15 protein-coding genes and 1 riboswitch are annotated in these 14,384 nt (G+C 58.7%); of the genes, 10 read left to right on the top strand and 5 right to left on the bottom strand.

Annotated elements, in window-relative coordinates; all coding sequences use genetic code 11:
• Nucleotides 1-198: 198 nt before the first annotated feature.
• On the top strand, nucleotides 199-840 hold the full coding sequence (locus GA0061100_RS17945; protein ID WP_075854068.1) for a TetR family transcriptional regulator: 642 nt from the start codon (nucleotides 199-201) through the stop codon (nucleotides 838-840).
• Nucleotides 841-1,074: 234 nt separating this feature from the next.
• On the opposite strand, the gene GA0061100_RS17940 is transcribed toward GA0061100_RS17945, so the two are convergent.
• Nucleotides 1,075-2,166 carry a porin gene (locus GA0061100_RS17940; protein WP_075854067.1) on the bottom strand — a complete coding sequence of 364 codons (1,092 nt, stop codon included), beginning with the start codon at nucleotides 2,164-2,166 and terminating at the stop codon, nucleotides 1,075-1,077.
• Between the two features lie 570 nt (nucleotides 2,167-2,736).
• On the opposite strand from GA0061100_RS17940, the gene GA0061100_RS17935 reads away from it, so the two are divergent.
• The 7 genes from GA0061100_RS17935 to GA0061100_RS17905 all read left to right on the top strand — a co-directional run bounded on the left by GA0061100_RS17935 (nucleotide 2,737) and on the right by GA0061100_RS17905 (nucleotide 8,711).
• The gene (locus GA0061100_RS17935; RefSeq protein ID WP_075854066.1) at nucleotides 2,737-3,480 is read left to right on the top strand and encodes a hypothetical protein; all 744 of its coding nucleotides are present in this window, start codon (nucleotides 2,737-2,739) and stop codon (nucleotides 3,478-3,480) included.
• A 109-nt stretch (nucleotides 3,481-3,589) separates the two neighbouring features.
• A riboswitch (TPP riboswitch) is annotated at nucleotides 3,590-3,722 on the top strand.
• 92 nt (nucleotides 3,723-3,814) lie between these two features.
• The gene (gene thiC / locus GA0061100_RS17930; protein ID WP_075854065.1) at nucleotides 3,815-5,641 is read left to right on the top strand and encodes a phosphomethylpyrimidine synthase ThiC; all 1,827 of its coding nucleotides are present in this window, start codon (nucleotides 3,815-3,817) and stop codon (nucleotides 5,639-5,641) included.
• Nucleotide 5,642: 1 nt separating this feature from the next.
• The gene (gene thiO, locus GA0061100_RS17925; protein WP_075854064.1) at nucleotides 5,643-6,623 is read left to right on the top strand and encodes a glycine oxidase ThiO; all 981 of its coding nucleotides are present in this window, start codon (nucleotides 5,643-5,645) and stop codon (nucleotides 6,621-6,623) included.
• Nucleotides 6,614-6,811 carry a sulfur carrier protein ThiS gene (gene thiS, locus GA0061100_RS17920; RefSeq protein ID WP_075854063.1) on the top strand — a complete coding sequence of 66 codons (198 nt, stop codon included), beginning with the start codon at nucleotides 6,614-6,616 and terminating at the stop codon, nucleotides 6,809-6,811. The genes thiO and thiS overlap by 10 nt, the downstream gene beginning before the upstream one ends.
• A 2-nt stretch (nucleotides 6,812-6,813) precedes the next feature.
• Nucleotides 6,814-7,587 (top strand): thiazole synthase, encoded by a 774-nt coding sequence (locus GA0061100_RS17915; RefSeq protein ID WP_075854062.1) that lies wholly within the window; start codon nucleotides 6,814-6,816, stop codon nucleotides 7,585-7,587.
• Complete coding sequence (locus GA0061100_RS17910) at nucleotides 7,584-8,195, top strand: thiamine phosphate synthase (RefSeq protein WP_075854061.1); 612 nt, start codon at nucleotides 7,584-7,586, stop codon at nucleotides 8,193-8,195. Before GA0061100_RS17915 ends, GA0061100_RS17910 begins: the two co-directional genes overlap by 4 nt.
• Nucleotides 8,196-8,357: 162 nt before the next feature.
• Nucleotides 8,358-8,711 (top strand): hypothetical protein, encoded by a 354-nt coding sequence (locus tag GA0061100_RS17905; RefSeq protein WP_075854060.1) that lies wholly within the window; start codon nucleotides 8,358-8,360, stop codon nucleotides 8,709-8,711.
• A gap of 109 nt (nucleotides 8,712-8,820) precedes the next feature.
• Here GA0061100_RS17905 and GA0061100_RS17900 read toward each other — a convergent pair whose 3' ends face one another.
• Complete coding sequence (locus tag GA0061100_RS17900) at nucleotides 8,821-9,681, bottom strand: urea carboxylase-associated family protein (RefSeq protein WP_075854059.1); 861 nt, start codon at nucleotides 9,679-9,681, stop codon at nucleotides 8,821-8,823.
• A 128-nt stretch (nucleotides 9,682-9,809) separates the two neighbouring features.
• Between GA0061100_RS17900 and GA0061100_RS17895 the strand changes: the two genes are divergently transcribed.
• Nucleotides 9,810-10,670 carry a LysR substrate-binding domain-containing protein gene (locus GA0061100_RS17895; RefSeq protein WP_075854321.1) on the top strand — a complete coding sequence of 287 codons (861 nt, stop codon included), beginning with the start codon at nucleotides 9,810-9,812 and terminating at the stop codon, nucleotides 10,668-10,670.
• Between the two features lie 41 nt (nucleotides 10,671-10,711).
• Here the strand turns inward: GA0061100_RS17895 and GA0061100_RS17890 are convergent, their stop codons facing one another.
• Entirely contained in the window at nucleotides 10,712-11,716 is a 1,005-nt protein-coding gene (locus GA0061100_RS17890) for a LacI family DNA-binding transcriptional regulator (protein ID WP_075854058.1), read from the bottom strand.
• Between the two features lie 67 nt (nucleotides 11,717-11,783).
• Nucleotides 11,784-12,668, bottom strand: a complete 885-nt coding sequence (locus GA0061100_RS17885; RefSeq protein ID WP_075854057.1) for a LysR family transcriptional regulator — start codon at nucleotides 12,666-12,668, stop codon at nucleotides 11,784-11,786.
• Between the two features lie 115 nt (nucleotides 12,669-12,783).
• Here GA0061100_RS17885 and GA0061100_RS17880 point away from each other — a divergent pair, with 115 nt between their 5' ends.
• Entirely contained in the window at nucleotides 12,784-12,969 is a 186-nt protein-coding gene (locus GA0061100_RS17880; RefSeq protein ID WP_075854056.1) for a 4-oxalocrotonate tautomerase, read from the top strand.
• Nucleotides 12,970-13,198: 229 nt separating this feature from the next.
• On the opposite strand, the gene GA0061100_RS17875 is transcribed toward GA0061100_RS17880, so the two are convergent.
• The gene (locus GA0061100_RS17875) at nucleotides 13,199-14,230 is read right to left on the bottom strand and encodes a hypothetical protein (RefSeq protein ID WP_075854055.1); all 1,032 of its coding nucleotides are present in this window, start codon (nucleotides 14,228-14,230) and stop codon (nucleotides 13,199-13,201) included.
• Nucleotides 14,231-14,384 lie beyond the last annotated feature (154 nt).

Here is a 14,384-nt window from a genome sequence, read left to right as displayed (position 1 = left end):
GAAACTTGCGCGTGGCTTATAGACGCTTGACGAACACATCCTATTGCGATTTCCTTCCTCAATTTTTAGGGAATATATAAATTCCGCCACTCTGTTGAGCATTGCTGGTATATGGGCTCCAGCACTGAGCGGCATTGATGGATAGAGAATATCAAAAAGAGGGGCACAGCTTGAACATCAGTTTCTGTGGAGAGGTGAATGAGGCGAACTAAGGAGGAGGCGGCGGAGACGAGGAACGAGATTTTGCAGTCTGCAAAGGCTCTGTTCCTTGACAAAGGCTACGAGAATGTCAGCCTCGAAGAGATAGCCGCAGCCGCCGGTGTCACGCGGGGGGCAGTGCACTGGCATTTCAAGAACAAGCAGGGGCTGATGTTCGCGATTCGCGACGAGGCCCAGCAGCCGTTTCAGGAATTGGCGGAGCGGATGTCCAAGGAGCTGCCGCCAAATCCGCTCGATCTGATCGCCGATACGATAGCTGCGATATTCGACGACGTTCACGGCGATCCGCGCAAGCGCAGCATGTTGAAGGTGATGATGCATCTCGACATGGCATTTTGCGACGGGACGACAAGCCGGGCGAGCTCGTTCAGGCATGACATGCACGAAAATTTCGAACGCATTTTCACCCTGATGGATGAAAAGACGAAACTTCCGGCTCCCTGGACGCCAGATACGGCCGCTTCCGCCTTGACAGCGGTCATCGGCGGCCTGATCACCGAATGGACGATCGATCGGGGCAGTTTCGAACTGGTCCCGTGCGGACAGATGTTCATAAAGATGGTGCTGAAGACGTGGTTCCCGCTGGCCCAGACGCAGGAGCTGGCGATTACCGCGATCTAACGATTCCGGGAAAGGCGCATAGCGGTTTTCCCTTCAGAAATTAAGAAAACCATCGAGAGCGGTTCTAAGCGTCTGCGAGACCGAACCGATTCCTCAAAGCCTGCAAATAAAAAAGGATCCGGAGGGAAAGCCAGATCCTTTGCTTTGATCGGAGGTCAACCGATCGATGAAAGAAGCCTGACGGATTGGAACGTCAGGCTTCTCTTACCCGGCATTGAGCCGGATAACTCAATATTAGAAGGCGCGTTCGAAGCGCAGGATACCAGCCCACTGATCCTGGTTCACAGAATCGAAGTTGGTGTAGGAGACTTCCGGCTCGATGAGCAGGTTCTTAACCGGGTTCCACTTGACGTTCGTCGTAGCGGCGAAGATCTTGGAGTCGGTGTAGGCGAGCTGCAGGTTCCACTTCAGCTTTTCGTTGATCGGAACGCCAACGCCGCCCCAAACTGCCCAGTCACCCCAGCCGCACTTCGATGGATCGTTAGCCGGGCAAGCCGAGCGATCGAGGTTGGTGCCAGCGTACTTGTTGAGGTTGTCGCCGTTGGTGTTCCAGCCGCCCATCAAGAAGGCCGAGAAGGTGCCGAAGTCGGCATCGACGCGAGCCTTGATAGCGCCTTCTTCGTTGATCGAGTCGTAACCGCCGACGACTTTGAAGCCCCATGCGCCGGACTTGAAGCCAGCACCGGCAACAACGTCAGGAGCGTAGTGGTTGGCCTTGTCGTCGGATGCCCAGCTTGCGCCGTAGGCAGCGCCCGAGCCGCTGGAGTTGGTGTCTTCGAGCGAGATGACAGCCGTGAAGCCGTTGCCGGCATCGTAGTTGTAGGTCAACTGGTTGAGTTCGTACGGGCCGTCATAGATCACGTCGTCGTTGATGACGTCGCCGGCATAACCGATGTAGGAGTTATACTGCGAGTCTGCCTTACCGACGAGGAAACCACCGAGGCTGATGTTAGCGAACAGCAGCTTCGTGGAGGTGGAGTTGCCGTCGTTCCAGTCCCAACGGATGACCGTGTTAGTCTTGAGCGGGCCGTATTCGGTGTCGGTCGCGGTGTCGACGCTCAGCTCTGCACGGGTGTGCCACAGCGTACCGTTCTTGCTGTTCGGGTTGTAGGCATCGTACCACTCGCCTTCAGTACGGACGCGGCCGCCGATCTTGAGGCAGGTTTCCGTGCCCGGAATGAAGAAGTAGCCAGCACCGTATGCGTCGCAGATACGGACGTATTCCAGCGGCTCCGGCTCAGCTGCTACGATAGCATCAGCCGCGTGAGCACCGGATACTGCTGCAAGCGCAGCAGCGGAGCCGAGAAGAAGGCTCTTGATGTTCATAATTAAACTCCTGGTTGTAATATGCACTTCTATTTTACCGCGAGCGCAGAACTTGAACACTACCCAAGCGATCGGTTTGGTCTAAACACGACCGGGCAGTCCGGCAAATACGCACCTGATGTTGGCTTGAGTCCCCTCGAACCTTCATGATTACCCCCGCGGTAAAAGGTTTTGAAATGCCTCTACCGATCCGACCGATTGCTCGACCGTAAGACAACTTATGTCCTGCATTGGATTTACAAACAGCCCGTATGTTTGTCAATTATATGAAACGTGCCGAGACGTTAGTCTTGGGCGCTGTTGCTTAAATGCAACTCGCGACAGCAGGCCAAGGCGGCACCTCGCAACGATCGCAAAGAGACACCTGTTCGTGAAAGCCCCCGCCAAGCAGGATCGTCACCATATCTGGGGCCAACGCGATGTGGGCAATCGATGGCGGCACGGCTAGGACGCCTCCGCCAGTCGGCTTGAGCAAAGATCAGCAACAAATTTCAATAATTCGGTACACACAGAAATATTGAATTTCCCTAGATTCCGCCGAGTCGCGCCATCAGAGAGGGAAAATCGCGAATGAATGAGAATCGGCTGATCTTCATAGCGACCCCTTGCTTCGGTGGCCTCGTTACCAAGGACTATATGCAGTCCATTTTTTCACTGATGCAGACTGGAGCACAGGCAGGCATACAACTAACCCTAGCTCTGCTCGGCAATGACGCCCTGATCACCCGCAGCCGCAACACGCTTGTTTCGTCCTTCCTGAACGACACGACAGCAACCCATATGCTCTTCATCGACGCCGACATCAGCTTCGAGCCCGATCAGGTCATGAGGCTGCTGGACGCCGACAAGGATGTCGTCGCCGCCATGTATCCGATCAAGGATTATGATTGGGAGACGGCGGCCCGCATCAATTCACCAAACGGCGAAACCCTTGCGGCCGCCGCACTTCATTATGTCGGAACCCCGCTTGTCGGCCAGATTGCCGAGCGTGAAGGCGATTTCGTCAGCGCCGTCTATGCAGGGACGGGCATGCTTCTAATCAAGCGCAACGTCATCGAGAGAATGATCGCCGCCTATCCCGAACTGCGCTACAACGCAATCCACGCCTATCCCAGCACAAAACGTTCGCCGAGCACGCAATATGCCCTATTCGAATGCATGGTCGAGGAAGGAACGGGAATTTATCTCAGCGAGGATTTTGCCTTCTGTCACCGCTGGCGAGCGCTTGGCGGCAAGATCTGGCTCGATACCGCCAGCAAGCTTTCCCATACCGGCCCTCATCGCTTCGTCGGCAATACCGCACCACGCTACTAAAAAGCACGCGAAGGTTGTGATCAACTAGAGGCGGCAGCGCTCAATCTCCCGAACGATGCGACCATCGCTGTGGGGTTGACAGAGGATAACAGTAAGGCATAGCCTTTTCGACATTCACCAGGGGGGTCCCGGCAAGGGGCTGAGATACTGCTGAACAATGCGGCTTTGCCGATTGTGGGCGCAGTGACCCGTTGAACCTGATCCAGTTCATACTGGCGTAGGGACGGTGCGAGCGCTCGAAGGCTACGGATTCCCGCGTGGATTCCATGCCGGCGTCTTTCCATCATTCCGGCTGATTGACTGGGTCTCCAACTGCAACTTGGAGCCTCAAACCATGAACATTGCCGCAAAGAATCTCACCCCAACCGTCACCACAGGCCCGCTGCCGGCGTCGCGCAAGATCTATGTCCCCGGGGACATTCACACAGACATCCGCGTGCCGATGCGCGAAATCAGCGTCCATCCGACATCGGGCGAGCCGCCCGTCATTGTCTACGATTCCTCCGGTCCCTATACGATCGACGGCGCCGATATCCGCATCGAACAGGGCCTGTCGCAGCTTCGCCGTGACTGGGTGCTCGCGCGCGGTGATGTCGAGGCCTATGGGGGCCGCCATGTGCGCCCCGAAGACAACGGCTTCGTCAGCGGCGATCGACTGACGCCGGAATTTCCCGCCAAGCGCCAGCCGCTGCGGGCAAAGGACGGCAAAGCGGTCACACAGCTCGCCTATGCGCGCGCCGGCATCATCACGCCCGAGATGGAATTCATCGCCATCCGCGAGAATCTCGGCCGCAAGGCGAAAGTCGAAGCGCTGATTCGCGACGGCGAGAGTTTTGGCGCCCATATTCCCGACCATGTCACGCCGGAGTTCGTTCGCCAGGAGGTTGCCGCCGGACGTGCGATCATCCCGGCCAACATCAATCACCCCGAAAGCGAGCCGATGATCATCGGCCGGAACTTCCTGGTGAAGATCAACGCCAATATCGGCAATTCCGCCGTTACCTCCTCGATGGCGGAAGAGGTCGAGAAGATGGTCTGGGCCGCCCGCTGGGGTGCCGATACCGTCATGGATCTCTCGACCGGCCGCAATATCCACAACATCCGCGAATGGATCATCCGCAATTCCCCGCTGCCGATCGGTACGGTGCCGCTCTATCAGGCGCTGGAAAAGGTCGGCGGCATTGCCGAGGAACTGACCTGGGAGGTCTATCGCGACACGCTGATCGAGCAGGCCGAACAGGGCGTCGACTATTTCACCATCCATGCCGGCGTGCGGCTGCATTACATTCCGCTCACCGTCAATCGTGTCACCGGCATCGTCTCGCGCGGCGGCTCGATCATGGCCAAGTGGTGTCTTCATCACCATCGCGAGAGCTTCCTTTACGAGCATTTCGAGGAAATCTGCGATATCTGCCGCGCCTATGACGTCTCCTTCTCACTCGGTGACGGTCTGCGCCCCGGCTCGATCGCCGACGCCAACGACGCCGCGCAATTTGCCGAACTCGAAACGCTTGGCGAGTTGACGAAGATCGCCTGGGCAAAAGATTGCCAGGTGATGATCGAGGGCCCCGGCCATGTGCCGATGCACAAGATCAAGGAAAACATGGACAAGCAGCTCGCCGTCTGCGGCGAAGCGCCCTTCTACACGCTGGGACCGCTGACGACGGATATCGCACCGGGCTACGACCACATTACCTCCGGCATCGGTGCCGCCATGATCGGCTGGTTCGGCACGGCGATGCTCTGCTACGTCACCCCGAAGGAGCATCTCGGCCTGCCCGACCGCAACGACGTCAAGACCGGCGTCATCACCTACAAGATCGCAGCCCATGCAGCCGATCTCGCCAAGGGTCATCCGGCCGCCCAGGTGCGTGACGACGCCCTGTCGCGCGCCCGGTTCGAGTTCCGCTGGGAGGATCAGTTCAACCTGTCGCTCGACCCGGACACCGCCCGCAGCTTCCATGACGAGACCCTGCCGAAGGAAGCCCACAAGGTGGCGCATTTCTGCTCGATGTGCGGTCCGAAATTCTGCTCGATGCGGATTTCACACGACATTCGCGCCGAAGCGCAGAAGGAAGGGCTGGAAGCCATGGCAGCCAAATATCGGGAGGGCGGAGACCTCTATATGCCGGTCGACACCACCACCCACCCGGCCGAGTGACATGCGCGTTCTCGTCAAAGGGGCCGGCGTTGCCGGCCTCACGGTTGCCCACGAACTGATGCGGCACGGGGCTGAAGTCACAATTTCGGACCCAAGCCGTAACTTCGGCCGTGCCGCCTCCTGGCTCGCCGGCGGGATGCTCGCGCCATGGTGCGAGCGCGAAAGCGCCGATGCAGTCGTGCTGGAGCGCGGCCGCGATGCTGCCGAGCGATGGGAGGCGATTCTACCCGGCAAGGTCGTCTGCAACGGAACCCTCGTCGTCGCGCCGAACCGCGACCAGAACGAGCTGAAGCGATTCGCCAGCCGCACGACTGGCTATCGCTGGGTGGACGAAGGAGAAATCGCCGCCCTTGAGCCGTCGCTTGCCGGCCGTTTTCGGCACGGCCTGTTCTTTCCGCAGGAGGCGCATCTCGATCCCCGCAAGGTTCTGCAATCGCTGAAGGACGATCTGTCTGCGCAAGGCGTCATCTTTATCGACGAGCTGGCGGACGACGGCGGTTTCTCTGAAATCGTCGACTGCACGGGGGGAGCCCACATCGGCCACATGCGCGATTTGCGCGGCGTGCGTGGCGAAATGCTTTATCTGCAGAGCGAGGAGGTCTTGCTTTCGCGGCCTGTCCGCCTGCTGCATCCACGCTTTCCCGTCTATATCGTGCCGCGCGGCAAAGGCCTGTTCATGGTTGGTGCGACGATGATCGAGACCGACTTCAAAGGGCCGATCACCGCCCGTTCGCTGATGGAGCTCTTGAATGCAGCCTATGCGCTGCACCCGGCCTTTGCCGAAGCCGCCGTGGTCGAAACCGGCGCCGGCATCCGCCCCGCCTTTCCTGACAATCTTCCGCGGGTGACGCGGCAAGGCAAAACCACCCTTATCAACGGCCTTTATCGCCATGGCTTCCTGCTTGCGCCAGCGATGGCCGAAGAAGCCGCCGATCTCATCTTTTCCCGACACACCAGCGACAGGAGCCGCCAATGCGCCTGATCATCAATGGCGAAGCACAGATCGTCGACGCAACCACGCTCTCGCAGCTTCTCGCTGTGCTCGAATACGAGGGCGAATGGCTGGCAACCGCCGTCAACGGCGAGCTCGTCCATAGCGACGAGCGCAGCGACCATACATTAGCCGACAATGACAGAATCGAAATCCTCACGCCAATGCAGGGAGGCTGACCGTGCTCGAACTCTACGGAACCCAAATCGCATCACGCCTCCTTCTCGGCACGGCGCGCTACCCCTCCCCGGCCGTGCTGGCGGAAGCTGTCAAGCGTTCGCAAACCGGCATCGTGACCGTGTCGCTACGACGGGAAACGGCCGGCGGGCGCAATGGCGGGGCATTCTTCGAGATGATTCGCGGGCTCGGCGTTCGCGTCCTTCCCAATACCGCCGGCTGCCACGGCGTTTCCGAGGCAGTGCTAACGGCGAAAATGGCGCGCGAAGTCTTCCGGACCAACTGGATCAAGCTAGAGGTGATCGGCAACCACGATACGCTGCAGCCCGATGTCTTCGCGCTGCTGGAATCAGCAAAAATCCTCACCGATGAAGGATTCGAGGTCTTCCCTTACACGACGGACGATCTCGTCGTCGCCGAACGACTGCTGGAAGCCGGATGCAAGGTGCTGATGCCCTGGTGCGCGCCGATCGGAACGGCAGCGGGACCGCTCAATCTCTCAGCTCTACGCTCGATGCGGGCACATTTTCCCGAGGTGCCGCTGATTGTGGATGCCGGCATCGGCAGGCCGTCGCACGCGACCACCGTCATGGAACTGGGTTTCGATGCCGTGCTCTTGAACACAGCCGTTGCCGGCGCCGGCGATCCGGCGACGATGGCGGAGGCTTTCGCCAGGGCGATTGATGCCGGCAGTCAGGCATTTGGCGCTGGCATGCTGGAACCGCGCGACATGGCCGTGCCATCGACACCCGTCATTGGAAAGGCAGTTTTCTCATGATGTTGGACCCATTCTATCTGATCATCGATAGCGCCGCCTGGATAAGGCGGCTCGTGCCGCTCGGCGTCAAACTGGTACAGTTGCGCGTCAAGGATCGCTCAACGCCTGAGATCCGTGCGGAAATTCGCGAATCGAAGGCAATTTGCGCCGCGCATGAGTGCCAATTGATCGTCAATGACTATTGGCAGCTGGCGATCGAGGAGGGCTGCGATTTCATCCATCTCGGCCAGGAGGATCTCGCTACCGCCGACCTCACTGCTATTCGTGCAGCCGGATTGAAGCTTGGGCTGTCGACGCACGACCAGGCGGAATTGGCAACGGCGCTTGCTGCCGAACCCGATTACATAGCGCTTGGACCGATCTATCCGACCATTCTCAAGGCCATGCCCTGGGCACCACAGGGGCTGGAGCGCATCGGCCAGTGGAAGGCCCGCATCGGCAATATACCGCTCGTGGCGATCGGCGGCCTGAGCGTCGAACGCCTTGCCGGTGTATTCGGGCACGGCGCCGACATTGCCGCCGTCGTGACCGACATCACGCGTAATCCTGACCCCGAATCGCGAACACGCGAATGGATCGAAGCGACGCGACGAGTGCCTTCAAATTGACAAGATCCCCCCATCAGAGGCCATTGAGACGCGCGATTTTGCCGTCTATCGCATGATGAACGGCGCATTCATAAAATATTCAGCTGAACATAATCATGCTTAATACGTTGATTAGATGACTCGCGTATTTCGCTGAGCACAAAGGCTGCTTTGGAGGTAGTCATGATAAAGAAGACGGTTCTTACGGTTATGCTGGCCGCTGCAGTGGTAGGCGGCGCATTGGCGCCAGTCACCAACGCACAGGCGCAGTATTACGACGGCCGCGGTCCCTATCGCGGCGACTGGCGTGGCCATGACGATTGGCGTCGCCATCATCACCATGGCAATGGCGGCGCGATCGCCGGCGGTGTTGCCGCGGGTCTCCTCGGCGGCCTGATCGTTGGCGGCGCCCTTGCCAACAGGGGTCCGGTGTACGAAGTAGCGCCGCCGCCGCCGAGATGCTGGTTCGAAAGCCGCCAGGTCGAGAACCAGTATGACGACGGTTGGCATTACGAGCGCGTTCGCGTTTGTAACTAACAAATCAGTCGAGCCTCGCCCTCGTGCGCTTGGCTTGATGGATGCTTTTTGCATTGCCGGCGGAGAACACCGCCGGCAATGTTTTTTTTAAAGCCGCCGATGGCCGAGCTTACAGGCCGTGCGTCCTCGGATAGGCATTGCGTTCCGGGAATATTCGCCCAACAAGGCTTTCAGGCTCGGGCCGCCAGATTTCGACCAGCAACGGATAACAGGGCACCGTATCGCTCGAGTGCTCGCTGCCACAATCACCACCTGGGCAGGCTGAAAGCGCGCCGAGAAGATCGATCTCAGCAAAGAACTCAATGAAATCGCCCGGCCGCACCGGGCTTGCCTTCATGAAATATTGGTGGGTATCGCGGGTAAAGCCGGTGCACATGAAGACGTTCAGCACATCGTGAACATGGAATTCCGCCTCCTGAACGGAGATATCCATTTCCTTGGCAAGCGCGCGCGACAGGTTCGAATGGCAGCAATGATGATAATCATCGCCCTTCAGGAGTCGATTCGTGTAGGGATCGCAGCGCGTACCGATGACGTCGTGAACGCCGGCCCCATCCGCGTCCCAGCCATACCAGCCGAGCGTATCATGGGTTATCGTTGCCATTGACCGCAGATAAGGCAACGTGCTCCACAGCCGATCGCCGACACCGACATGGGTTGCGTGCAGCGCGCGCGTCTTGCCGCTGAAGAATCGCTCCGAGAGATCAGCCGCATTCCACAGATTGAGATCGCCTACCTGTGATCCCTCCACGCTGACAATGCGGAAGAAATGTCCCTTCGGCACGCGAAAACTACCGCCTTCGCGCGGGGCCACGATGGTTTCGGCCGTTTTAGTCATGGTTTGCCTTGCCGCTTGCAGCATATCCATGTCGGCCGGCGGTAGCGTCCCGTTCGGATAGACGACAACGGGTGGCTTGCCGCGCCGCTCCTCGGCATCAGCGGGAACGGGCATATCGAAACTACTGCTCATGATGACTTTTCATTCCTCACCGATTTAGGGCCGAGACATTCATTATGGCAGCACTGTAAGGATATCAGGCCCCTGCGCAACGGTGATCGGGCTTGCGCTTTGGCTAAGTCTTACTTAGCCTTATGAACATGCAACATGTCCCGCTTGCCTCCCTTCGAGCCTTCGAGGCCGCCATTCGTCATGAGAGTTTCGCCAAGGCGGCTGCTGAACTCAATCTCACCGCCGCGGGCGTGAGCCAGCATGTGCGTGCGCTGGAGGAATGGCTCGGTATCAAGCTCTTTACGCGTCATGCCCGCGGTGTCACGGCGACGATAGCCGGTCGCGAATTCGGAGCGGTGGTTGCAAGCGGTCTCGGACAAATCGACATCGCCGCCCGGAAGTTGCGGCTTGCCGGCACCAACCGGCCTGTCAGCGTGGCGTGTATTGCTTCCGTCGCCACCCGTTGGCTGATACCGCGGCTGCAGGCGTTCAAGAAGCAATACCCCGAAATTCAGATCAATATCGTCTATGCACTCGATGCGAGGACGCCGGAGGCGGCAAGCGTCGATCTGTTGATCCGCCATGGACCAAGGCCGGCGGTCAATGCGGTTTCCCTATTGCCCGCCGAAACGCGGCCAACCTGCTCTGCGGAGTACGAGCGTCGTCACGGACCGATCAGAAGGCCGGCCGATCTTCTCGATCTCGACCTCCTGCATGATGAAACGACGGCCGCCTGGACACAATGGTTTGCGCTTGAGAATATCCGCCGGCCTCTGAAACCCGGTCCGATCTTTGCCGATTTCGGATTGATGATCGGATCCGTGATCGGCGGGCAAGGCATCGGCCTCTGCCCGACGGCCTTGATCTCAGACGAACTCACCAATGGCACATTGGTTACCCTGTCCGACACGTCATTGGATACCGACAAAAGCTACTGGCTGCTGCCGGCCGACCGCCTTTCCAGCGAAGCGGAGATATTTCGCGACTGGCTGATTTCCGTTAGCAAATAGGCTGCGAAGGGCGCGAAATCCGGGGCTGTGGCAAACCTGTGTCAAAGGTTTTCGGCGGTAACCGTCAGAAAACGGACTGGCTCAGGGTCGATATCGGTATCGATCAGACCCAGTCGCTTCAGCGTCAGATCGATGGCACGGCGCGCCTGAACCTCCGGAGCCTGGTCAAGAACGATGGTCATCAGGCCTTCTTTGAGATAGGCGCGCGTCACATCGGACAATTCATGTCCAACCCAGAAGACCGGCCGCCGACAATACCGGCGCAAAACGGTCGCGATCGCTGCATTGTCGCCGCCGGCGCTATAGAGGCCGGCAATGTCGGGATATCTGGCGAAGGCGCTCGTCAGCAGCTCGATCGTCTTCATTTCATCGTCCTCGTCGAACATGACCTCGACGAAACGATGCAAGGGGTTCGCATGATCGCGCAGATAGTTGGAAAAGCCGCGGATGCGTGCCTTGTGGTTCTCGTAAGCGCCGCTGTGGCAGAGCGCGACGAACGTGCCTGAGATATCCGCCTGCATGCGCGCCATGTAGAAGGCAGCAGTGCGACCGGCCGCTTCATTGTCGATACCGACATAAGGCAGTTCCAGCGCTGGCCGCGTCATGATCTGGACGACAGGTGTGCCGCCGCTGGCAGCCTTGCGGACGCTGCCGACCACATCGGGGTGATCGGGCGCGACGACGATCAAGGCGGAGCGCCGCGCCTGTGGATTGGCGATGTGGCGCGAGAAGTCGGCGGGATCGTCTTCCCTGGCGAAGGTCCGCTGGATCTGGATATCTTTGTCGAGCAGGGCAGCGATACGCTCGAAAGCGCGATTGAGCCTTGAGTAGAAATAGGTCTCAGGTCGAAGCAACACGACTTCGATCCGCACCAGACCATGCCTTGCTCCGGCAATCGGCGTACGATAGCCGAGCCGCTTGGCCGCGATGAATATCTTTTCCGCCGTCTCCGGCAAAACATTGCCGCGGCCGTTGAGCGCACGCTCGACGGTGGCTGCTCCCACACCTGCCGCAGCCGCCACATCCTTCAACGTGACCTTGACCATGTTCTCCTCACCCAAGCCAATGATCAGTTTTGATCATGGATTCGCATCCGATGAAAGAGGAGAGATGTCAGCCAAAGCGAGCAACGAGAAAATCGATGGCGCTACGCAACATGGCTGTCGGGCGCCGATCCGGCGCATAGACCAGATGCATCGGTGTCGGCTTGTATGACCAGAGAGGCAATACCGCCTCAAGCCGGCCGGCATCGAGATCGGCAGCCAAAAGCAGTTCCGGCTGCAACGCGATACCTGCTCCGTGCAGGGCGGCAACGCGCAGAGCTCCCCCCTGGTTGGTGGTGAACCTGCCCTTGATGGTAATCTCGCGGGTTTCTCCTTCCGGGCCGACCAGATGCCAGCGGCCCTGCAGACGCCAATAGGAATGGCCGAGACACATGTGATTGACGAGATCCTCGGGGATCTGCGGCCTGCCACAGCGGTCCAGATAATCCGGCGATGCCGCGAGCACGCGCCGATAAGGCTTCAGCGGACGAGCCACAAGGTTGGTGTCCGTCAGATCGCCGATGTGGATACCGAGTTCGTAGCCTTCGCCGATCAGATCATGCGGATTATTGTCGAGCGCCAGGTCGACGCTGACGTCAAGATTCTGATGCAGATAGTCGACGAGCGCCGGCACGAGGCTTTGCGTCCCGAAACTGACGGGGGCGACGAGCCGCAGGCGCCCGCGCGGCGCTGATTGCAGTTCGGATGCCGATTGCTCGGCAAGCTCCACTTCCGCCAGTACCGTCTTGCAGCGCTCGTAATAAAGTTTGCCGACCTCGGTCAGTTGATGACGGCGTGTGGTGCGGTGAAGCAGGCGTGCGCCGAGCCGTTGTTCGATCGTCCTGATATGTTTGGCGACCATAGCTGACGACACCAGGCTGATGTCGGCAGCGGCGGCAAAACTGCCCTGCTCGACCACTCTGACGAACATGGCCATCCCTGCCAACTTGTCCATGATTGCATACCTATAGGTTCGGAATGAAGCAAATAGGAGCGTATTTATCGCCAACTGGTTTTGCAAGATAGTCCGGGACGCCTGATGTCAGGCGATAGTCTCTCAAGGAGTTACCATGCCCATCCTGCGCTTGGAAATGCATCCCGGCCGTACACAGGACCAGAAGCGCGCTTTCGTTCGCGAAGCAACGAAGGCCGCTGTCGAAACACTCGCTTGCCCGCCGGAATCGGTCGAAATCATCATCACCGAGATTTCGAAGGAGTTCTGGGCAACAGCAGGAAAGCTGAAATCGGATAGCTGAAACGACCCGATTTCAAGCTCGTGGCCTGGCGGTTCCCATTCGACCGCCAGGCCACGTACGGGGTGAGATTCTACCGCCTCCACCCTCGAGACCCAATTCATCATGCGCGCCATCTCCTGCATGAGAACACGCGACGAATGATATCAGCAGCATGGTTCAGATTGGTGCGTGGATTGCAGAATGCGCCGACGTCTCTGTAATGGGAGCGTCGCCTGCTTTCGGGCGAAAGTCACACGTCAGACGATTCCTCCAGGAAAGCATCCAGCGGTATTGGCCCATATCGCAGCTGGACCCCTTTTGTATTGCGTACCGCGTGCATGTAGCAACCGTCGTTGGCATTGTGCGTCTTGCATATGGGAAAAATGAAAACCCTTGCACCATTCGGTTCGTCTAGTGCCTCCCTTCCCGGAATCACATGCCCGCCAACAAGACTACCGTGGCAGTCGCGGCGCTGGTTGCTGAACCAATTATGAGATGTGCAACGTTCGGGTCTTTCTCCCCTGTTGCATTTTTCTTTCCACAAACGAATCCACGAGGACCTCCCCACCTTTGGGTCGCGCGTACTGCCGATGACGTTGGCGAAGTTACGACGCGCTCGCCAGGTGACGACACCGACGTAAGTGGAGGATATGATGGCCTGCATCTCGGCAATCTCCGCAACCTTATCGGTGATGGCCTCCGTCGTGACCGGCCTGCCATACATGCGCTCGTAGTCGGCGAGATTGTCGAGAGTAACGATCGGGGCTGTCCCGAGTTCGGAGACGCTGTCCACACCACACTCGATAGCGGCATCAACCAACAGGTCATTGCAGCGATGGGCCGTCTCCCGCAGCATCTGATCGAGCAGTGGCGTTTTCGCGACATGATCTGCCCAGATGTTGGTGATGGGATGGTTGATGCCGACATCGTTCGGGGTCGTGTGAAACTCCGGTCGCTGTGTGCCACTGGAGAGCTGCTTGGCGTCGCTGTGCAGGAATGTCGTGATCTGGAGCTGATCGCGCGTGCGATCATCATTTCCATGAATGGTGAGTTCATTCTCGCTGCGGTTATAGTCATAGCTAAAGCGAACTTGCGCCATCACCGGCAAACCATTGAATGTACCGATCGGTTCCGGTTCACTCACAGCGGTTTTGGGGCCGCCGCCAAGATCGAGGGTCAACGCGACGCTGCAATCCTGTAGCTGCACGCTAGTATCATGGAATGAACTCGCGAGCGGCATTCTGACGACAAGCGACAGAGGCGCATAATTCTGCTCGGCCATCTCAATAACCTCCGCAAGGATTGTCCGTTTCGCGGGAATAATTGGTAAGGCTGAACCTGGTGTCTTCAGGCATCGTCATGAATATGAGCTCCCAGTGTGTTTGAGACCTTTGGCCATCGCCAACACTGGAATTCTATCGATTGTCGTCTAGGCT

This window comes from Martinezella hainanensis, assembly GCF_900094555.1.
Taxonomy (GTDB): Bacteria; Pseudomonadota; Alphaproteobacteria; order Rhizobiales; family Rhizobiaceae; genus Rhizobium; species Rhizobium hainanense.
Note: the sequence above shows the minus strand (reverse complement) of the source record. Positions and strands in the feature narration are given on the sequence as shown.